16 protein-coding genes are annotated in these 19,308 nt (G+C 70.0%); 8 read left to right on the forward strand and 8 right to left on the reverse strand.

Features of this window, described 5'->3' with window-relative positions; all coding sequences use genetic code 11:
- Positions 1-78: 78 nt before the first annotated feature.
- The 8 genes from I598_RS18125 to dnaA form a co-directional block, all read right to left on the reverse strand.
- Positions 79-999 (reverse strand): DUF3566 domain-containing protein, encoded by a 921-nt coding sequence (locus I598_RS18125; protein WP_232314150.1) that lies wholly within the window; start codon positions 997-999, stop codon positions 79-81.
- Positions 999-3,632, reverse strand: coding sequence for a DNA gyrase subunit A (gyrA, locus tag I598_RS12400; protein WP_068203222.1), 2,634 nt, complete (start codon positions 3,630-3,632; stop codon positions 999-1,001). Before gyrA ends, I598_RS18125 begins: the two co-directional genes overlap by 1 nt.
- Positions 3,633-3,724: 92 nt before the next feature.
- Complete coding sequence (gyrB, locus tag I598_RS12405) at positions 3,725-5,812, reverse strand: DNA topoisomerase (ATP-hydrolyzing) subunit B (RefSeq protein ID WP_068203223.1); 2,088 nt, start codon at positions 5,810-5,812, stop codon at positions 3,725-3,727.
- 250 nt (positions 5,813-6,062) lie between these two features.
- Positions 6,063-6,557, reverse strand: coding sequence for a DciA family protein (locus tag I598_RS12410; RefSeq protein ID WP_068205263.1), 495 nt, complete (start codon positions 6,555-6,557; stop codon positions 6,063-6,065).
- A gap of 73 nt (positions 6,558-6,630) precedes the next feature.
- Positions 6,631-7,803: a DNA replication/repair protein RecF gene (gene recF / locus I598_RS12415; RefSeq protein WP_068203224.1), complete on the reverse strand. Its 1,173-nt coding sequence runs from the start codon at positions 7,801-7,803 to the stop codon at positions 6,631-6,633.
- 19 nt (positions 7,804-7,822) lie between these two features.
- On the reverse strand, positions 7,823-8,719 hold the full coding sequence (gene gnd / locus I598_RS12420; protein WP_068203225.1) for a phosphogluconate dehydrogenase (NAD(+)-dependent, decarboxylating): 897 nt from the start codon (positions 8,717-8,719) through the stop codon (positions 7,823-7,825).
- Positions 8,720-8,796: 77 nt separating this feature from the next.
- Positions 8,797-9,930: a DNA polymerase III subunit beta gene (dnaN, locus tag I598_RS12425; RefSeq protein ID WP_068203226.1), complete on the reverse strand. Its 1,134-nt coding sequence runs from the start codon at positions 9,928-9,930 to the stop codon at positions 8,797-8,799.
- 545 nt (positions 9,931-10,475) lie between these two features.
- On the reverse strand, positions 10,476-11,906 hold the full coding sequence (gene dnaA, locus I598_RS12430; RefSeq protein WP_068203227.1) for a chromosomal replication initiator protein DnaA: 1,431 nt from the start codon (positions 11,904-11,906) through the stop codon (positions 10,476-10,478).
- Positions 11,907-12,204: 298 nt separating this feature from the next.
- Here dnaA and rpmH point away from each other — a divergent pair, with 298 nt between their 5' ends.
- The 8 genes from rpmH (at position 12,205) to I598_RS12470 (ending at position 18,987) form a co-directional block, all read left to right on the forward strand.
- The gene (gene rpmH / locus I598_RS12435) at positions 12,205-12,342 is read left to right on the forward strand and encodes a 50S ribosomal protein L34 (RefSeq protein ID WP_068205264.1); all 138 of its coding nucleotides are present in this window, start codon (positions 12,205-12,207) and stop codon (positions 12,340-12,342) included.
- Positions 12,343-12,345: 3 nt separating this feature from the next.
- Positions 12,346-12,705, forward strand: coding sequence for a ribonuclease P protein component (gene rnpA, locus I598_RS12440; protein WP_068203228.1), 360 nt, complete (start codon positions 12,346-12,348; stop codon positions 12,703-12,705).
- Positions 12,702-12,998, forward strand: coding sequence for a membrane protein insertion efficiency factor YidD (gene yidD / locus I598_RS12445; RefSeq protein ID WP_068203229.1), 297 nt, complete (start codon positions 12,702-12,704; stop codon positions 12,996-12,998). The genes rnpA and yidD overlap by 4 nt, the downstream gene beginning before the upstream one ends.
- Before the next feature lie 54 nt (positions 12,999-13,052).
- Positions 13,053-13,994, forward strand: coding sequence for a membrane protein insertase YidC (yidC, locus tag I598_RS12450; protein WP_068203230.1), 942 nt, complete (start codon positions 13,053-13,055; stop codon positions 13,992-13,994).
- A gap of 10 nt (positions 13,995-14,004) precedes the next feature.
- The gene (locus I598_RS12455; protein ID WP_068203231.1) at positions 14,005-14,514 is read left to right on the forward strand and encodes a Jag family protein; all 510 of its coding nucleotides are present in this window, start codon (positions 14,005-14,007) and stop codon (positions 14,512-14,514) included.
- A gap of 108 nt (positions 14,515-14,622) precedes the next feature.
- Positions 14,623-15,291 (forward strand): 16S rRNA (guanine(527)-N(7))-methyltransferase RsmG, encoded by a 669-nt coding sequence (gene rsmG, locus I598_RS12460; RefSeq protein WP_068203232.1) that lies wholly within the window; start codon positions 14,623-14,625, stop codon positions 15,289-15,291.
- A gap of 1,200 nt (positions 15,292-16,491) precedes the next feature.
- Positions 16,492-17,544: a ParA family protein gene (locus tag I598_RS12465; RefSeq protein WP_083973605.1), complete on the forward strand. Its 1,053-nt coding sequence runs from the start codon at positions 16,492-16,494 to the stop codon at positions 17,542-17,544.
- A 111-nt stretch (positions 17,545-17,655) separates the two neighbouring features.
- Positions 17,656-18,987 carry a ParB/RepB/Spo0J family partition protein gene (locus tag I598_RS12470; protein ID WP_068203233.1) on the forward strand — a complete coding sequence of 444 codons (1,332 nt, stop codon included), beginning with the start codon at positions 17,656-17,658 and terminating at the stop codon, positions 18,985-18,987.
- The last annotated feature ends 321 nt before the right edge of the window (positions 18,988-19,308 follow it).

Below are 19,308 nucleotides of genomic sequence, written 5' to 3' on the forward strand. Positions count from 1 at the left end.
ACCGTACCGGGGGTCCTGCCCCCAAACCGGCGGGGGGCAGGACCGGTGTGACCTCCGTCGCGCCGGCGACGGGATCCGTCACTCGTCCGTGAGGGTGAGGTGGATGCCGCCGACCAGCGCTGCCGTGATGTTGTACAGCATCGTCATGATCGTGGCGATGGCGGTCAGCAGGACGATGTTCACCAGCGCGATGAGCGTCGCGAGAGACACCATGCGCTCGAACTCCACGAACTGCGTGAGGTTGACCGCCTGCGGCCCGAGCGTCTCGACCATGAACTCCTGGATCGTGGCGAACGTGCCCAACGAGTTCAGCGAGTACCAGACGACGATGGTCGCGACCACGGTCATGATGCCGATCGCCACGGACAGCAGGAACGCCAGCTTCATGATCGACCAGGGGTCGATCCGGGACACCGACAGTCGGACCCGGCGCGGGCTGCCCAGCGCCGGCTCCTCGACGTGCGCGGGGGAGTCCGGTGCCGGTGCCTGCGGCTCCGGCTGCGCCGTGCCGTGCACGCCCCCGGCCGCGTAGTGCATCTGGGGGCGCGGCGCCGACTCGGCGGCCTCGCCCGGAGGCGGGGTGGCCGACGAGGCCTGGGCGCCCGTCGTGGCGCCGGCCGACGCCGTCGACCCGGCGGACTGCACCTTCTTCGCGGCCGTGCGCGCGGCGGCCAGCGCCGCGGCGGCGGCCTTCACCGCCCCGTCCTTGACCGACGAGGCGGACGACGAGCCGTCGTCGGCGGACGCGGGCCGGACCGTCGCGACCTTCGTCGTGCCGGCAGCGGCGACGGGCTGCGCGGCGCCCTCGGGCTTGCCCTTCGCGGTCCCGTTCGTCGACGGGCCCGGCGCCTTGGCGTTCGTGCCCTTCGCCGGCGTGACGGCGTCGGACGTGGCGGCACCCGCGGCCCCGGCGTCCACCGGGGCGAGCGGCTGCGTGCTGTCCGCTCCTGCGTGCGCCGTCCCCGTCCCCGCCGTCGTCGAGGTGTTGTCGCTGGCCATCAGCTGTTACCGCCCGTGGTCTCGTCCTGCTGCTCCGGCGTGGTCGCCGAGGCGTCGTCCGCGAGCCCGCCGTCGACGGGCTGCTCCTCCACGCTAGCCGACTCGTCGTCGTCCCGACGCTCGACGTTCCGCGCGATCGCGATGATGCGGTCCTTCTTGGCCGGCTTGGCGAACGTGACGCCCTGGGTGTTGCGCCCGGTCAGGTTCACCTCGTCGACGCGGGACCGCACGATCTTGCCCTGCTGCATGATGACGAGCACCTCGGTGTCGTCCTCGGTGACCAGCGCCCCGACCAGGTCGCCGCGCGCCTCGACGAGGTTGGCCACCTTGATGCCGTAGCCGTTGCGGCCCTGCACGCGGTACTCGTCGATGCGGGTCCGCTTGGCGAAGCCGCCCTCGGTGACGACGAACAGGTCCTTCTCCGGGCGCACGACGTCCGCGGCGAGCAGCTCGTCGCCGTCGCGGAACTTCATGCCCGTGACGCCGGACGTTGCGCGACCCATCGGGCGCAGCGTCTCGTCGTCCGCGGGGAACCGGATCGACTGGCCCTTGCGGGACACGAGGATGAGCTCGTCGTCGGAGTCCACCAGGCGGGCCGCGACCAGCGCGTCGGCATTGCCGTCGTCGTCCTCGCGCAGGTTGATGGCGATGAGGCCGCCGCTGCGGGGGGAGTCGTAGTCCGTCAGGCGGGTCTTCTTCACCAGGCCGCGACGCGTGGCGAGCACCAGGTACTCGGCGGCGTCGTAGTCCCGCAGCGCCAGGACCTGGGCGATGCGCTCGCCCGGCTGGAACGCCAGCAGGTTCGCGACGTGCTGGCCCTTGGCGTCCCGGCCGCCCTCGGGCAGCTCGTAGCCCTTGGCCCGGTACACGCGGCCGGCGTCGGTGAAGAACAGCAGCCAGTTGTGCGTGGTGGTGACGAAGAAGTGCTCGACGATGTCGTCCTCGCGGAGCTTCGCGCCCGTCACGCCCTTGCCGCCGCGCCGCTGCGCCCGGTAGTTGTCCGTGCGGGTGCGCTTGGCGTAGCCGCCCCGGGTGATCGTGACGACCACGTCCTCCTCGGGGATGAGGTCCTCGACGGACATGTCGCCGTCGTAGGGCAGGATCGTCGTGCGGCGCTCGTCGCCCCACTTGTCGGTGACCTCGTCGAGCTCGGACCGCACGATGTCCCGCTGCCGCTCGGGGCGCGCGAGGATGTCGCGGCAGTCGAGGATGACGGCCTCGAGCTTGGCGTGCTCCTCGAGGATCTTCTGCCGCTCGAGCGCGGCCAGACGGCGCAGCTGGAGCGCGAGGATCGCGTTCGCCTGCACCTCGTCGATGCCGAGCAGCTCGATCAGGCCCGACCGCGCCTGCTCGACGTCGGGGGAACGACGGATGAGCGCGATGACCTCGTCCAGGGCGTCCAGGGCGCGGAGGTAGCCCACGTAGACGTGGATCTTGTCCTCGGCCTCCCGCAGCTCGAACGCGGTCCGCCGGCGCACGACGTCGATCTGGTGCGTCGTCCAGTGCCGGACGAACGCGTCGAGGCTCAGCGTGCGCGGCACCTCGTCGACGAGCGCGAGCATGTTCGCGCTGAAGTTCTCCTGCAACGGCGTGTGCTTGTACAGGTTGTTGAGGACGACCTTCGCCACCGCGTCGCGCTTGAGCACGATGACGAGGCGCTGGCCGGTGCGGCCCGACGTCTCGTCGCGGATGTTGGCGATGCCCTGGACGCGGCCGTCGTTGACGAGGTCCGCGATCTTCGAGGCGAGGTTGTCCGGGTTGACCATGTACGGCAGCTCGGTGATGACGAGGCAGATCCGGTTCTGGATCTCCTCGATGTTCACCACCGCGCGCATCGTGATGGAGCCGCGACCCGTGCGGTACGCCTCCTCGATGCCCTTGGTGCCGAGGATCTGCGCGCCGGACGGGAAGTCCGGGCCCTTGATCCGCTTGAGGAGGGCCGCGAGCAGCTCCTCCTTGCTCGCGTCGGGGTTCTCCAGGTGCCAGCGCACGCCCTCGGCCACCTCGCGCAGGTTGTGCGGAGGGATGTTGGTGGCCATGCCGACGGCGATGCCCGCAGAGCCGTTGACCAGCAGGTTCGGGATGCGGGACGGCAGGACGGTCGGCTCCTGCGTGCGGCCGTCGTAGTTGTCCTGGAACTCGACGGTGTCCTTCTCGATGTCCCGGACCATCTCCAGGGCCAGCGGCGCCATGCGGCACTCGGTGTACCGGGGGGCGGCGGCCGGGTCGTTGCCGGGGGAGCCGAAGTTCCCCTGGCCCGCGACCAGCGGGTAGCGCAGCACCCAGTCCTGCACGAGGCGGACCAGGGTGTCGTAGATCGCCGTGTCTCCGTGCGGGTGGTACTTGCCCATGACGTCGCCGACGACGCGGGAGCACTTCGAGAACGAGCGGTCCGGCCGGTAGCCGCCGTCGTACATCGCGTACAGCACGCGCCGGTGCACGGGCTTGAGCCCGTCCCGGACGTCGGGCAGCGCGCGCCCGACGATGACGCTCATCGCGTAGTCGAGGTAGCTCCGCTGCATCTCGAGCTGGAGGTCTACCTGCTCGATCCGCCCGTGGCGCACCGCCACGAGGCTGTCGGGGGAGGTGTCCTCGGGGAGCTCGTTGTCGGGGCCGGGAGTCTCGTCCGTCACCGTGTCATTCCTTCCTGCGCCGCCGGGGCGCGGATCCTGTCCTCGTCATCGGATGTACAACTGGCCGCGCACATCTGTACGCGGCCGTTCCGTCAGATGTCGAGGAACCGGACGTCCTTGGCGTTGCGCTGGATGAAGCTGCGGCGGGACTCGACGTCCTCGCCCATGAGCACCGAGAAGATCTCGTCCGCCGCGGCGGCGTCGTCCATCGTGACCTGCAGCAACGTGCGGTGCTCGGGGTCCATCGTGGTGTCCCACAGCTCGCTGTAGTCCATCTCGCCCAGACCCTTGTAGCGCTGGATCCCGTTCTCCTTCGGGATGCGCTTGCCGCTCGCCAGCCCCTCCTTGAGGAACGCGTCGCGCTCCCGGTCGGAGTACACGTAGTCGTGCGGGGCGTTCGACCACTTGAGCCTGTACAGCGGCGGCTGCGCGAGGTACACGTGGCCGTGCTCGATGAGCGGGCGCATGTAGCGGAACAGCAGCGTGAGCAGCAGGGTGCAGATGTGCTGGCCGTCGACGTCCGCGTCGGCCATGAGGACGATCTTGTGGTACCGCAGGCGGGCCAGGTCGAAGTCCTCGCCGATCCCCGTGCCGAAGGCCGTGATCAGGGCCTGCACCTCGGTGTTCGACAGGGCCTTGTCCAGGCGGGCCCGCTCCACGTTGAGGATCTTTCCGCGCAGCGGCAGGATCGCCTGGTGGTGCGGGTCGCGGCCACGGACCGCGGAACCACCCGCCGAGTCACCCTCGACGATGTAGATCTCGCACTCCTCCGGCCGGCCCGACTGGCAGTCCTTGAGCTTGCCGGGCATGCCGCCCGAGCTGAGGATCCCCTTGCGTCGCGTGGCCTCGCGCGCCTTGCGGGCCGCGATGCGGGCCTGCGACGCCGAGATCGCCTTGCGGATGACGTCGCGGGCCTCGTTCGGGTGGGAGTCGAACCAGTCGACCAGACGCTCACGGACGACGCGCTGCACGAACGACTTCGCCTCGGTGTTCCCGAGCTTCGTCTTCGTCTGCCCCTCGAACTGCGGCTCGCCGAGCTTCACGCTGAGCACCGCCGTCAGTCCCTCGCGGATGTCGTCGCCGGTGAGGTTCTCCTCCTTCTCCTTGAGGATCCCCTTGTCCCGGGCGTAGGTGTTGACCAGCGTGGTCAGCGCCGCACGGAAGCCCTCCTCGTGCGTGCCGCCCTCCGTCGTCGAGATCGTGTTCGCGAAGGTGTGGACCGACTCGCTGTACGCCGTCGTCCACTGCATGGCGATCTCCACCGAGATGCGCGCCTCGGTGTCCTCCGACTCGATGTCGATGACCTCGGGGTGGACGATCTCGGCCTTCTTGGCGCCGTTGATGTGCTTGACGTAGTCGATCAGGCCACCGTCGTACTTGAAGGTGACCGTGCGGACCGGGCCACCCACGGCGTCGGCGTCGTGCACCTCGTCGTCCGGCGACGCCGCCGCGGCCTCCGCCCCGTCCTGCACGGCCAGCGCCGCGACGACCTCCCGCGAGTCCAGGGCGCCCGTCACCTCGTCCGGCCCGGAGACGTGCTCGACGCGCTCGTCGGTGAGCGTGATCCGCAGACCCTTGTTGAGGAACGCCATCTGCTGGAACCGGGACCGGAGCGTCTCGAAGTCGTAGACCGTCGTCTCGAAGATTCCCGCGTCCGCCCAGAACGTCTGGGTCGTGCCCGTGGCGTCCGACTCGCCGAGCTGCTCCAGACCCGTCACCGGGGTGCCGCCGTCGGCGAACTCCTGGCGCCACGAGTGGCCGTCCCGCTGGACCTCGGTGACCACCCGCGACGAGAGGGCGTTGACCACCGAGATGCCGACACCGTGCAGACCGCCCGAGACGGCGTAGCCGCCGCCGCCGAACTTCCCGCCCGCGTGCAGGATCGTCATGACGACCTCGACCGTGGGCTTGCCCTCGGTGGGGTGCATGGCCACCGGGATGCCACGACCGTTGTCCTGCACCCGCACGCCGCCGTCGGCGAGCAGGGTCACGTCGATCGTGTCGGCGTGGCCGGCCAGCGCCTCGTCCACCGAGTTGTCCACGACCTCGTACACGAGGTGGTGGAGGCCCCTCTCGCCCGTGGACCCGATGTACATGCCGGGTCGCTTGCGGACTGCCTCGAGACCTTCGAGGACGGTGATGTTCCCGGCGTCGTAGGCGCCGTCGGATCGCTGTGCCACAGGCGGGAGCACTCCTCGTCGTTCACACGCACACGACACGGGCACCCGGACGCGTCCGGGCCGCAGCGCAAGAGAGTGGCACGGGGGTGATGTGCCGGCTGCTCGTCGGTGCTCGAATCGGCCCCGGGACGCCCCCCGGAACACCAGACGAGTCTACCGCGAAAGCGCGAGAAACCGCGGGTCCGCCGCCCCCGCGCGTGTGCGTTCGCACACGTTGTCCACAGGTTTCTCCACACCCACGGTGCAGGAGTCAGCCGTACGTGTCCCCCGGGCCCGGACCCCGCACCGAACGGCGCCCGCGACGGAAGCTCGGACCCGCCGGACCGAGCACCTGGACCTGCTCGACGACGCCCTCACCGACCTCCTCCGCGAGGCGGCGCAGCAGTGTCGGGACGAGCAGCCGCACCTGCGTCGCCCAGGCCGTGGAGTCCGTCCGGACCACCAGCACCTTGTCCTCGAACGTCTCCGGCACGCAGTGGTCGGCCACCTGGTCACCCACCACCTCGCGCCACCGCCCGATCACACCGCCCACCGAGACGTCCTGCGTCCACCCCTTGTCCCGCAGCAGGCGCCCGACGACGTCCGACAGCGTGCGCGGGTCCCGTGCCCCCGGCCCCTGGGACTCCGGTCGTGGCTCGGCGAGCGGGGACCGCCGCGAGGGCACCCCGGGGCGCAGACCCTTGGCGCGTGCCGCGGCCTTCGCCCTGTTCAGCGCCTCCCGGGCCACCTCCGCCGGCGGCGTCAGGTCGCCGCGCGCGGCGACCGGCCGCGGGTCCCGCTCCCGCGGACCGTCGTCGGCCGCACCCGCGGGCGACGCGTCAGACACGCCGCACCTGGCCCGGGGTGACCTCGAACCGCGCACCCGTCAACAGCTCGGGCACGTCCTGCGGCACCGCCGCCGTCACCAGCACCTGCCGGGCCGGCAGCACCAGCTCCGCCAGCCGCTCCCGGCGACGCACGTCGAGCTCCGCGAACACGTCGTCCAGGATCAGGACCGGGTCGGCGTCGGAGCCGTGGTCCGGGTCCCAGAACGCGGAGCTGCCCGTGAGGTCGTCCGCACCGCCCAGCAGCCGGAACGACGCCAGCCGCAGCGCCAGCGCGAAGGACCACGACTCGCCGTGGCTCGCGTACCCCTTGGCGGGCAGCCCGCCGAGCGTGAGGGCCAGGTCGTCCCGGTGCGGGCCGACGAGGCTCTGCCCGCGCTCCACCTCGGCGTCGCGGCGCTCCTGCACCGCGGCGAGCATCGCCTTCTCCAGCGCGCCCACGTCCGTCGCGTCCGCACCGTCGACGACCGCCGACCGGTACTCCACCACCGCCTCGCCGTCCGAGTCGCTGACCTGCGCGTACGCGTCCGCCACCAGCGGCGCCATCGACCGCACCAACGACGTCCGCCACGCCAGCACCTGGGCACCGAGCTGCGCGGCCCGGGCGTCCCACACCTCCAGGGTCGCGAGGTCGGGGGAACGACCCGCCGCCCGGTGCCCGCGCAGGGACTTCAGCAGCGCCGAACGCTGCCTCAGCACCCGCTCGTAGTCCGCGTGCACGCCCGCCGCCCGTGGCAGGAGCTGCACCACGAGCTGGTCGAGGAACCGGCGCCGTCCGTCCGGGTCGCCCTTGACCAGGGCCAGGTCCTCCGGCGCGAACAGCACCGTGCGCAGGATGCCGAGCACGTCCCGTGCCCGCCCCAGCTGGCCACGGTTGATGCGCGCCCGGTTCGCCTTACCGGCCGTGATCTCCAGCTCCAGGGTCGACGCGCGGTCGCCGCGCACCACGCGGGCCCGCACCACCGCTCGCTGCGCACCGGCACGGATCAGCGGGGCGTCGTTCGCCACCCGGTGGCTGCCCAGCGTCGCGACGTAGCCCACCGCCTCGACGAGGTTCGTCTTGCCACGCCCGTTGCGCCCCACGAACGCGTTCGGACCGGGCTCGAGCTCGACGTCGGCCGACTCGTACGAGCGGAAGTCCAGCAGCGACAGGTGCGAGACGTACATGGAACCGGTCTCGCCCCGACTACGAGGCGGGCTTGACCGCGTGGCCGCCGAACTGCTGGCGCAGCGCCGCGACCGCCTTCATGGCGGGCGACTCGGTCTGGCGGGAGGAGAAGCGCGCGAAGAGGGCGGCGGAGATCACCGGGAGCGGGACGGCGTTGTCGATGGCCTCGTCGACCGTCCACCGGCCCTCGCCCGAGTCGTCCACCCAGTCGTCGATCGCAGCGAGGCTCGGGTCCTGCTCCAGGGCGAGCACCATGAGGTCGAGCAGCCAGGACCGCACCACGGTGCCCCGCATCCAGGCCTTCATCGTGCCGTGCACGTCCGTGACCAGGCCGTCCTTCGCCGCGAGCAGCTCGTAGCCCTCCGCGTACGCCTGCATGAGCCCGTACTCGATGCCGTTGTGGACCATCTTCGCGAAGTGGCCCGCACCGACGCCGCCGGCGTGCACGAAACCCTCCTCGCGGGGCCCCTCCGGGCGCAGCGCGTCGAACACCGGCATGAGCAGCTCGACGTCGGCCGGCTCACCGCCGCACATCAGGCCGTAGCCGTTCTCCAGGCCCCACACCCCGCCGGACACGCCGACGTCGACATAGCCCACGCCGTGCGCCCCCAGCTCCGCGGCACGTGCCTGGTCCTCCGGGTAGTGCGAGTTTCCGCCCTCGACGACGACGTCGCCCTCCCCGAGGAGGGTCCCCAGCTCCTGCACCACCGACCGGGTCGGCTCGCCCGCGGGGACCATCACCCACACCACGCGCCGCGGACCGGGCAGCGCGGCCACGAGGTCGGCGAGAGTGGCGACGTCGGACACCTCGGGGCGCGGGTCGTAGCCCGTGACCTCGATGCCGCCGCGACGCAGGCGCTCGCGCATGTTGTTGCCCATCTTGCCCAGACCGACAAGACCCATGTGGGTGACCATGTGGAAAACCTCCGGTAGGCGTCGGTGCGAGCGTAGGGCGGGTCCGACGCCGCCGCTCGGGCTGCGCCGGACGCGCGTCAGGACGAGAAGCGGATCGGCACCAGCAGGTACCGGTACTCCGACGAGTCCTCGCCGTCGAGCGAGCCCTGACCGGTGAACTCGACGGGCTTGTTGGGGTGGGTGAACGACAGGCGCACGAAGTCGGTGCCCAGCGCACCGAGCCCGTCCAGCAGGAACTGCGGGTTGAAGGCCACCTGGATGTCCTCGCCCACGAGCACCGCCTCGAGGGCCTCGGAGGCCTGCGCGTCGTCGCCCTGACCGGCGTCGAGCACGACCTGTCCCTCGGAGAACGCGAGCCGGATCGGGGTGTTGCGCTCCGCGACCAGCGACACCCGCTTGGCGGCGTCGATGAGGGCCTGGGTGGGGACGACGGCGTGGATCGGGGTCGCGTCGGGGAACAGCCGGCGCACGGCGGGGTAGTCGCCGTCGACGAGCTGCGACGTGGTCTGGCGGCCGCCGGCCTCGAAGCCGATGAGGTCCAGACCCTCGCCCGTGGACAGGCCGATGTTGACCAGCCCGCCACCGGAGCCGAGGGACTTCGCGACGTCGTTGAGCGTGCGGGCCCGCACCAGCGCGACCGTCGAGTACCCGGGTGTCGCGGGCGTCCACGTGAGCTCGCGCAGCGCCAGCCGGTAGCGGTCGGTGGCGAGGAGCGTGATGCGCTCACCCTCGATCTCCACGCGCACGCCGGTCAGCAGGGGCAGGGTGTCGTCACGGCTCGCCGCGACGCTGACCTGCGCCACCGCGTGCGTCAGGGCGTCCCCGGAGACCGTGCCGGTCAGCTCCGGGAGCGTGGGCAGCGTGGGGTACTCCTCCACGGGCATCGTCAGCAGGGTGAAGCGAGAGGCCCCGCAGGTCAGGACGACCTTGTTCCCCTCCACCGAGACGTCCACGGGCTTGTTGGGCAGGGCCCGGGAGATCTCCGCGAGGAGACGACCGGAGACGAGCACCGTCCCGGGCTCGGCCACCTCGGCCGCGATCTCGGACCGGGCGGAGACCTCGTAGTCGAAGCTGGCCAGGACGATGGTGCCGGAGGCGTCCGCCTCGATGCGGACTCCCGCGAGCACCGGTGCCGGGGGTCGCGTGGGGAGGGTGCGGGCCGTCCAGGTCACGGCCTCGGCCAGGACGTCTCGCTCGACGCGGAACTTCATCCCACTCCTCAGGTGTCTCGTGCGGTGCGGCGTCCCCGTCCGGGCAGGTGGAGGTGGCGACGCAGCCCTCAGAGTACCGCGCCGAACCGTCCCTGGTCCGATGCCCCGGTCGTGCGGCGCCGGGTGATGAAGGCGGGTGATCCATCTCCGGGAAGAAACACGTTCATCGTCGTCGTAGCACCTGTGGAAGTTGGGGAGAACCGATGTCCTCGCAGGTCAGCGGCCGTGTCGGCGTGTGGGTAGCGGGTGGGGACAACCTGTGGGCGACGACGCGCGCCTGTGGGCGACGAAAGTTGTCCCCACAGGCGTCCACCGTTCACCGGGTGTTCGTCCACCGCGCCGACGGCGTGTTCCACAGGCATCCACAGATCTGTCCACAGGTGTGCACGAGCCTGGTCGGCGCGGACGACGAGTTTTCCACTCCGCCTGTCCACACCGTGGGGACGAGCGGGGGTGGATCGGGACGATCTCGCGCACCGCGCTGTGGGCAACTCTGTGGGAACGCGTGATCCACACCGTGTGGACGGTGTGGATCACGGGGTGGATCAGCCGCGATGCTGCTGCTTGATGCGGCTCGTGAGCTCCGTGACCTGGTTGTACGTCGAACGGCGCTCCGCCATCTGGCCGGCGATCTTGCGGTTCGCGTGCATCACCGTGGTGTGGTCGCGACCGCCGAACTGCTGGCCGATCTTCGGCAGCGACAGGTCCGTCAGCTCGCGGCACAGGTACATCGCGATCTGCCGCGCCGTCACCAGCACGCGGGACCGCGACGTCCCGCAGAGGTCCTCGATCGTCAGCCCGAAGTACGCGGCCGTCTGCGCGATGACCACGGCGGGCGTGATCTCGGCAGCCTGGTCGTCGTCCGTCAGCAGGTCCTTGAGGACGATCTCCGCCAGCGCGAGGTCCACCTGCTGCTTGTTGAGGTTCGCGAACGCCGTCACCCGGATCAGCGCGCCCTCGAGCTCGCGGATGTTGGTCGAGATGCGCGAACCGATATAGCTGAGGACCTCGGCCGGCACGTCGAGCCGCTCGCTCGCCGCCTTCTTGCGCAGGATGGCGATGCGGGTCTCGAGGTCCGGCGGCTGGACGTCCGTGATCAGGCCCCACTCGAAGCGCGAACGCAGGCGGTCCTCGAAGCCGTCCAGCTTCTTCGGCGGCACGTCGGACGTGATCACGACCTGCTTGTCGGCGTTGTGCAGCGCGTTGAAGGTGTGGAAGAACTCCTCCATCGTCTGCTCCTTGCCCTGCAGGAACTGGATGTCGTCGATGAGGAGGACGTCGACGTCGCGGTAGCGGCGCTGGAACGCCCCCGTGCGGCCGTCACCGATGCTGTTGATGAAGTCGTTCGTGAACTCCTCCGAGTTCACGTAGCGCACGCGCACGTGGGGATAGAGGTTGTGGGCGTAGTGCCCGATGGCGTGCAGCAGGTGCGTCTTGCCCAGACCGGAGTCCCCGTAGATGAAGAGCGGGTTGTACGCCTTCGCCGGCGCCTCGGCCACGGCGACCGCGGCTGCGTGGGCGAACCGGTTGGACGAGCCGATGACGAACGTCTCGAAGATGTACTTCGGGTGCAGGCGGGTCGGCTCGACCCTGTCCTTGCGGTCGGCCGGCAGCGGGGACACGGGCATCGCGGCCGGGGTGTCCGGCTCGGTGGGGGTCTCCACGGGCGGGGCGTAGTCCTGGGCGGGACCCGTCAGCGACTCGTGGCTGAGCTCCGGGTCCACGGTGATGCCGAAGCGCACGTCGCGTCCGAGTGTCGACGACATCGCCGACACGAGCTGGTCGCGAGCACTGGTCTCGAGATAGGTGCGGGTCTGCTCGTGCGGCACCGCGATGAAGACGGTGTCCTCCAGGATGGCCATCGGCTTGGCCAGCCGGATGAACGCGAGCTGCCGGGCGGAGATGTCCGAACGGGCCTCGAGGGTCGCCAACGTCTGGGACCAGACGTCGGTGATGTTGGCGTCGGACTGTGCCACGGGTTCCTCCGGCTCTCAGGTGCAGTGTCCACATAGTTTTCCACACCCTGTGGACCCTGTGGACAGCGGTGTGGAAACACCACGATCGTGCGGCTCGTGTCACCGTCGTCACGTCGGCGCCGGTTGACCTGAGAGCCCCCGACGGCGTAACGTCGGACAGCCGTTCCAGGTACTTCTGCGCGCCCTTACCCGAGCGCAGTCCTCGGGTCGGCCCGGTCACCGCACTGGTCGACCTGCAACCAGACCGACATCGTCGAGGACAGACGGTGTACCTCCCCGACGTTTCTTGGAGTACCTCGTGAGCAAGCGGACCTTCCAGCCGAACACCCGCCGTCGTGCCAAGACCCACGGCTTCCGCCTTCGCATGCGCACCCGTGCCGGCCGCGCCATCCTGGCGAACCGCCGCCGCAAGGGTCGCGTCGAGCTCTCTGCCTGAGCGATGCTCCCCGCGGCGCGCCGCATGCGCCGCTCCGTCGACTTCGAACGGGCGGTGCGCGGCGGCGCGCGCGCGGGGCGACCGACGGTGGTCGTCCACCTGGCCCGTGACACGGACCGGACGGACGGACCGCTCGTCGGTCTCGTCGTCTCCAAGGCCGTGGGCAACGCCGTGCACCGCAACCTCGTGAAGCGTCGTCTGCGGACCGCCGCAGCACAGCGGATCGACGTGCTGCCCGACGACACCCTCGTCGTGCTGCGCGCGCTTCCGCGCGCCCTCGACGTGGAGTACGCCCAGCTCCAGCGGGACGTCACCCGCGGCATCGACCGCGCGCTCGACCGTGCGCCCCGGCCGGTCCGATGAGCAACCCCGTGATCTCGCGGAGCCGAGAGCTCCTGCGCATCGTGCCCGCCGCCGTCCTCGTGGGCGCGATCCGGGTGTATCAGGCGGTCGTGTCGCCGATGACCGGCCCGACCTGCAAGTACTACCCGTCCTGCTCCAACTACGCGCTCGTCGCGATCCGCACGCACGGACCGCTGCGCGGTACCGGGCTGGCCCTCTGGCGGATCCTGCGGTGCAACCCCTGGAGCCTCGGCGGCGTCGACGACGTCCCGCCGGCTCGCACGCACGAGCACCGCGGCGCCCACACTCACTGAGCCCCGGGACGCGCCGCCCGGAGCACAGACTTCCGACAGAGGAGACATACCGGGATGATCGACACCATCCTGTACCCGATCCAATGGGTCGTGGCCTGGATCATGTACGGCTCTCACCAGGTGCTCACCGCCCTGGGGATGCAGGACGGGCCGGGCCTCGCCTGGGTGCTGTCCATCGTCGCCCTGACGATCGTCATCCGCATCCTGCTCATCCCGCTGTTCTTCAAGCAGATCAAGGCGTCCCGCGGGATGCAGATCATGCAGCCCGAGCTGCAGGCGATCCAGAAGAAGTACAAGGGCAAGACCGACCCGTCGGCACGTGAGGCCATGGGCCGCGAGACGATGGAGCTGTACCGCAAGCACGGGACGAACCCGTTCGCCTCCTGCATGCCGATCCTGCTGCAGTCGCCCATCTTCTTCGCGCTGTTCCGGGTGCTGTACAACTTGCAGCCGATCGCCGAGGGCACGAAGGACCCGATCGGTCCGATCAACGCCGCCGTGGCGAGCGACATCGAGAACTCCGACCTCCTCGGTGCCAAGCTCTCCGACGTCTTCATGCAGACCGAGGACTGGGGCGTGCGCGCCGTCATCCTCGTGCTCATCGTCGCCATGAGCGCCACGACGTTCTTCACGCAGCGCCAGCTCACCATGAAGAACATGCCGAAGGCCGCGCTCGAGGGCCCCATGGCGAACACGCAGAAGATCATGCTGTACGCGCTGCCGCTGATCTTCCTCGTCTCCGGCGTGAACTTCCCCGTCGGCGTGCTCATCTACTGGACCACGACGAACCTGTGGTCCATGGGTCAGCAGTTCTATACGATCCGGCGGATGCCTGCTCCGGGCTCCGAGGCCGAGCGGCTGCTCAACGAGCGCAAGGCCGCCAAGGCGTCCAAGAAGGGCGTGGTCGTCGTCGAGGACGAAGCGCCCGAGGCGCCGGAGATCCGCGGGCAGCGGCAGCAGCCCGTGCGGAAGAACCGCCAGAAGAAGAGGAAGTGAGGTCGGCCCGATGACGGCAGACACGACCCCGGAGAAGTCCACGGTCGCCCGGCTCGAGGAGGAAGGCGAGGTCGCGGCCGACTACCTCGAGGAGCTCCTCGACATCGCCGACCTCGACGGCGACATCGACCTGGACATCAAGCACGACCGCGCCGCCGTCGAGATCGTCTCCGAGGATGCACCGGAGCTGCTCTCGCCGCTGGTCGGACGGGACGGCGAAGTCCTGGAAGCACTGCAGGACCTCACCCGCCTCGCGGTGCTGGCGCGGACGGGGGAGCGCAGCCGTCTCATGCTCGACGTCGCCGGCTACCGTTCCGGCCGCCGCACCGAGCTGGAGGGCGTCGCCCAGGACGCCGTCACCCGCGTCCGGGAGAACGGAGAGAGCGTCTCGCTCGCCCCGATGAACGCGTTCGAGCGCAAGGTCGTGCACGACGTCGTCACCGCCGCCGGGCTGGTCAGCGACTCGGCCGGAGTCGAGCCGAACCGGCACGTCGTGATCCGCGCGGCGCCCGCTCACTGAGTGCTCTGAGGAAGGCCCGTCGTTTCACGTGAAACGACGGGCCTTCGTCTGCCGGTCAAGGAGAACCCGTCGCACAGCACGCGACGAGACGAAGACAGGAGAGGAAGCATGGGCACGGACGACACGACCCACGGCGCACCGCTCGGCTCCGACGAGACCATCGGAGCGAGCGCCGAGGTCAGGGACTTCTTCGGTGACTCGTATGCCGCAGCGGCTCGGTTCCACGACAGGTTGCGCGACGAGGGAGAGACCCGCGGACTGATCGGGCCGCGCGAGGTAGAGCGACTCTGGGAGCGACACCTGCTCAACTCCGCCGCCGTGGTGCCGCACCTCGGTGCTGCGGCGTCTGTCGCCGACATCGGTTCGGGCGCGGGTCTGCCGGGCATCGTCATCGCCTTTATGCGTCCCGAGACCCGCGTGTACCTCGTCGAGCCGATGGAACGGCGCGTCGCGTGGTTGACCGAGATCGCCGAGGACCTCGGCCTGGCGAACGTCGAGGTCAAGCACGGGCGGGCCGAGGAGTACGACGGTGCCTTCGAGGTGGACGTGGTGACCTCTCGCGCTGTCGCCGCACTGTCGAAGCTCGCGCGGATGAGCATGCCGCTGCTGCGTCGCGGTGGCGAGATGATCATCCTCAAGGGTCGCAACGTCGACAAGGAGATCGAGCCCGCGCGCAAGGTGCTCCGAGCGTTCCGCGCGTCAGAGCCGGAGATCCTCGACGGTGTGACCGTGCCGGGTGTGGAGTCGACGACCATCCTGAGGGTGCGCCGCGGCTGACCCGGCACGGCACGGTGGCCTGTGTTCACCGGTCGCCGGTCGCGACTCCTGTGGTTCGCGTGGGGCGGGTCGCACCGCTTGCGAGGCGGGCTACGGGGTGAGGACTGCAGGCCTTCGGCGTGATCGGCGGCGCACGGTGCGCGACCTGTCGGTGACGCTCACGTCGCAGGTTCGGAGGGTGAGGACGCGACGACTCGCGCACTCCCGCGCGATCCCTGCGAAGGGTGTCCCCGCAGGTGGGGCGCGGACATGGCCCCTCCACGGGCCTGACCGTTCAGGATGCTGACCTGCTTCCCCGAGGGGTGTCAGGGCGTCGTGGCGCCCGCCCGGAGGTGACGTTCCATGGATGGGCGGGAGGACGATGTCAGGCTGGCGGTGGTGGTGCAGTCCCTGGGCGAGGAAGCCAGCGTGGGGAGGTCAGTCGTGCCACGGTGGCCGACGGCACCGGTCGAGGCTCTCGATGCGCGAGATCTTCGCTCGGGCGTGAGGCGAGAACGAGGCAGTCCATTCAGGCCCGCTGCTGCCGGCCGAGACGGCGAGGACGTCTTGGTCTCCGCTGATCGCCTCGACCCGAGCGCGGTGTCGGCGGTGAGTGAGGGAGCCGCCCACCAGCGCGCGCTCGGTGTCGCAGGGTACGTTTCACGTGAAACGTGAGATCTGGTGCTTGTGCTGGTGCCGATCCCCATGCGTGGGGTGCGGGGTGGACGGTGCGCTCGAACCGCTCGCGCCACCGCAGGGAACACGTAGGTTCTGAGCCCCGCGAGAGGCTCACATGCTCACGCCGCGCGGGCCGGAGTCACGAGGTGGGCGGGGTGCTGCATGACGGCGAGGGCGTTCTGCCGCGAAGCATCCAGGAATGCCCTGTTCTCCCAGCCCATGCAGGGTCAGCGCCGCACAACCGGAGTCAGTAAGGGTGTGGCGGCGGACCTCCCTGACGGTCAGGGATGGGTGGCCGCGCGACGAAGTCCCGCCTCGAGGAGCGCTCGGCGCCTGACCACGCCGCGCAGGGCGATGAGCCGCACGTTCCACGTGAAACGGCACCACCGCGAGCTGTGGACAGGCGGAGCGAGTTGCCACGTCAGGGCGGTCAACAGGATGGATCGAGCTCGGAGCCTGTCGGACTGTCGGCCGTCCGCGCGAGCCGTGGAGCCCGTAGAGTGAACGCGGCATGGAGTACCGACGTGGAGGACACCGGTGAGCATGAGAGCGGAGCACCCCGACGTGCCGTCGGAGGGGCGTTGGGCGGACGGTACCGACACCGACGTTTCACGTGAAACAGGGGAGGGGTGGACTGTTCCGGCCATCCCGGATCCAGAGGCGCAGCGTGAGGCGCTCATCGACTCGGTCCCCACGATGGACGAGGAGACGCCCCTCGCTGCGCAGCTCGCGCTCGACGCGCGCAGACGGATCGACCTGGCGGGCCGGCAGTTCCCTCGACCCTCGCAGACGCGCATCATCACGGTCGCGAATCAGAAGGGTGGCGTCGGTAAGACGACTACGACGGTCAACCTTGCCGCTGGCCTGGCTCGCGCGGGCTTGAAGGTCCTCGTGATCGACAACGATCCGCAGGGGAACGCGTCGACGGCGTTGGGTATCGATCACCGGGCGGGCACGCCGTCGATCTACGAGGTGCTGGTCGACGACGCGCCGTTGGCGAGTGCGGTGCAGGCATGCCCTGACGTCGATGGGCTGTGGGCTGTCCCCGCGACGATCGACCTGTCGGGCGCGGAGATCGAGCTGGTCTCCCTCGTCTCCCGGGAGACCCGACTGCGCAAGGCGCTCGACGTGTATCTCCGCGAGAGGATCGAGAACGGGGAGGACCCGATCGACTACGTGCTCGTCGACTGCCCGCCGAGCCTGGGCCTGCTCACGGTGAACGCGTTCGTGACCGGGCGAGAGGTCCTCATCCCGATCCAGTGCGAGTACTACGCGCTGGAGGGACTGAGCCAGCTCCTCAAGACGATCGAGCTCATCAAGGCGCACCTGAACCCGGAACTTGTCGTGTCCACCATCCTCCTGACGATGTACGACGGGAGGACCAACCTGGCGCAGCAGGTCGCCACCGAGGTGCGGACGCACTTCCCGGAGCAGACGCTGCGGACCACCGTTCCGCGCTCCGTGCGGATCTCCGAGGCGCCCTCCCACGGGCAGACGGTCATGACGTACGATCCTGGGTCAACCGGTGCGCTGGCATACCTCGAGGCTGCCCGCGAGCTGGCAGAGCATGCAGTTCAGCGCGCTGACCTGCAGTGACGCGCGTAGCATCATGAACATCGACACGAACTGCGCGGCACCGACACTGCGCACGACGAGCTTGAACGGCAGGGCCGGAAGCCCTGTCGGTGACCAGGAGGCTGGGGGATCATGAGCCAGAAGAAGCGCGGACTAGGTCGCGGACTGGGTGCTCTGATCCCGCAGGGGCCGCCGCAGGAGAAGCCCGTCGACGTGTTCTTCCCGTCGACTGACGCGACGCCGGCGGCACCGACGACGGTGGTCGAGGAAGACTCCACCCTTCGGGACGGCGCGCCTGACTCGGCGTCGAGCGCCAGTCGGGGCGACCGCCGCACGGCGTCGTGGGACTCGGCTATCGCCGGTGGACGGTTGGCGATCAACAGCCAACCCCGTGGTGCGGCCGGCGACTCGTCGCCCGATGCGCTGTCAGAGCTTGCCGGGCTGGCGACGCGTCTGGAGGCGGAGGCCTCGGACTCCGGGATCGTCCAGGACCTGGGCGTCGTGACCACGGTGATGGTGGCCGAGCACGACGCTCCCGAAGATCTGGCCGCCGCCACCGCCACGGGTGAGCTTCCCCAGGTGGCTGCGGAGTCGGTGACGCCTCTGGGGACCAGCGACGACGACCTGGTGCCGGTGCCGGGTGCACGGTTCGCAGAGATCTCCGTCGGAGCGATCCGGCCGAACGCCCGTCAGCCACGGACGGTGTTCGACGAGAGCGACCTCGACGAGCTGGTCGACTCGATCTCGCAGATCGGCGTGCTCCAGCCGATCATCGTTCGCCCTGACCCCGAGGTCGACGGCACCTACGAACTCATCATGGGTGAGAGGCGCTGGCGGGCCTCTCAGGCGGCCGGACTCGAGGTCATCCCGGCGATCGTCCGCGAGACCGAGGACTCACAGATGCTCCGGGATGCACTCCTGGAGAACCTGCACAGGGCGGCCCTGAACCCGCTCGAAGAGGCAGCTGCGTATCGGCAGCTTCTCGACGACTTCGGCTGTACCCATGAAGAGCTCGCCGTCCGGATCGCGCGCTCGCGACCCCAGATCTCCAACACCCTCCGACTGCTCAAGCTCCCTCCACTGGTGCAGCGGCGTGTGGCAGCTGGCGTACTCTCCGCGGGTCATGCACGGGCTCTGCTCGGCCTGACGGATGGCGCAGAGATCGAGCGCCTCGCGCAGAGGATCGTGTCCGAAGGGCTCTCTGTCCGCGCGACCGAGGAGATCGTCACCTTGCTGGCCGACGGCAGCGAGGAGAAGGCTGCCCGCCGATCGCCACGTGCCGGCCAGCGGAGCGAAGCCATGACGGAGCTGGCCACCCGCCTGTCGGATCGCTTCGAGACGCGCGTGAAGGTCGACCTCGGCAAGACCAAGGGACGGATGACGGTGGAGTTCGCCTCGGTGGAGGACCTCAACCGCATCCTCGCCGTCATGGCGCCGTCTGACCCCGGGCTGTTGAAGCCCTGAAGCCTTCGGAGGGTGCGCTCAGGGTCCGCTGTTTCACGTGAAACAGCGGACCCTGTTGCTTGCGGGTCGCATGGTGAGTGGTGTGGCTGGTGTCCGTCGAAGCGCGGCGCCGCGGCCGTCGAGGGCCTCGGCTCCCTGATCAGCCCCTCGCCGCCGAGCCACGGCCGCAGCAGCGGCGGGGTAGTCCCGTGCCCGCGGAGGTCCGTCCGGACAAAGAGCATGATGCCTGTGCGATGTACCGCATACCAGTCCATAGCCGACATGAGCGAGCAGCGGCCAGGCGTCGTTCATGACGCACGTCGTCGGGCCGTCAGCGCCGCA

Origin of the sequence: Isoptericola dokdonensis DS-3, assembly GCF_001636295.1 — a bacterium.
Classification (GTDB): domain Bacteria; phylum Actinomycetota; class Actinomycetes; order Actinomycetales; family Cellulomonadaceae; genus Isoptericola; species Isoptericola dokdonensis.

What these genes read in the sequence shown, in the direction of transcription:
- gnd (WP_068203225.1), bottom strand. Translation starts at nt 8,719, where the DNA reads ATGGTCACCCACATGGGTCTTGTCGGTCTGGGCAAGATGGGCAACAAC.
- rsmG (WP_068203232.1), top strand. Translation starts at nt 14,623, where the DNA reads ATGGGCACGGACGACACGACCCACGGCGCACCGCTCGGCTCCGACGAG.
- rnpA (WP_068203228.1), top strand. Translation starts at nt 12,346, where the DNA reads ATGCTCCCCGCGGCGCGCCGCATGCGCCGCTCCGTCGACTTCGAACGG.
- I598_RS12455 (WP_068203231.1), top strand. Translation starts at nt 14,005, where the DNA reads ATGACGGCAGACACGACCCCGGAGAAGTCCACGGTCGCCCGGCTCGAG.
- I598_RS12470 (WP_068203233.1), top strand. Translation starts at nt 17,656, where the DNA reads ATGAGCCAGAAGAAGCGCGGACTAGGTCGCGGACTGGGTGCTCTGATC.
- recF (WP_068203224.1), bottom strand. Translation starts at nt 7,803, where the DNA reads ATGTACGTCTCGCACCTGTCGCTGCTGGACTTCCGCTCGTACGAGTCG.
- yidD (WP_068203229.1), top strand. Translation starts at nt 12,702, where the DNA reads ATGAGCAACCCCGTGATCTCGCGGAGCCGAGAGCTCCTGCGCATCGTG.
- I598_RS12465 (WP_083973605.1), top strand. Translation starts at nt 16,492, where the DNA reads ATGAGAGCGGAGCACCCCGACGTGCCGTCGGAGGGGCGTTGGGCGGAC.
- I598_RS18125 (WP_232314150.1), bottom strand. Translation starts at nt 999, where the DNA reads ATGGCCAGCGACAACACCTCGACGACGGCGGGGACGGGGACGGCGCAC.
- dnaN (WP_068203226.1), bottom strand. Translation starts at nt 9,930, where the DNA reads ATGAAGTTCCGCGTCGAGCGAGACGTCCTGGCCGAGGCCGTGACCTGG.
- yidC (WP_068203230.1), top strand. Translation starts at nt 13,053, where the DNA reads ATGATCGACACCATCCTGTACCCGATCCAATGGGTCGTGGCCTGGATC.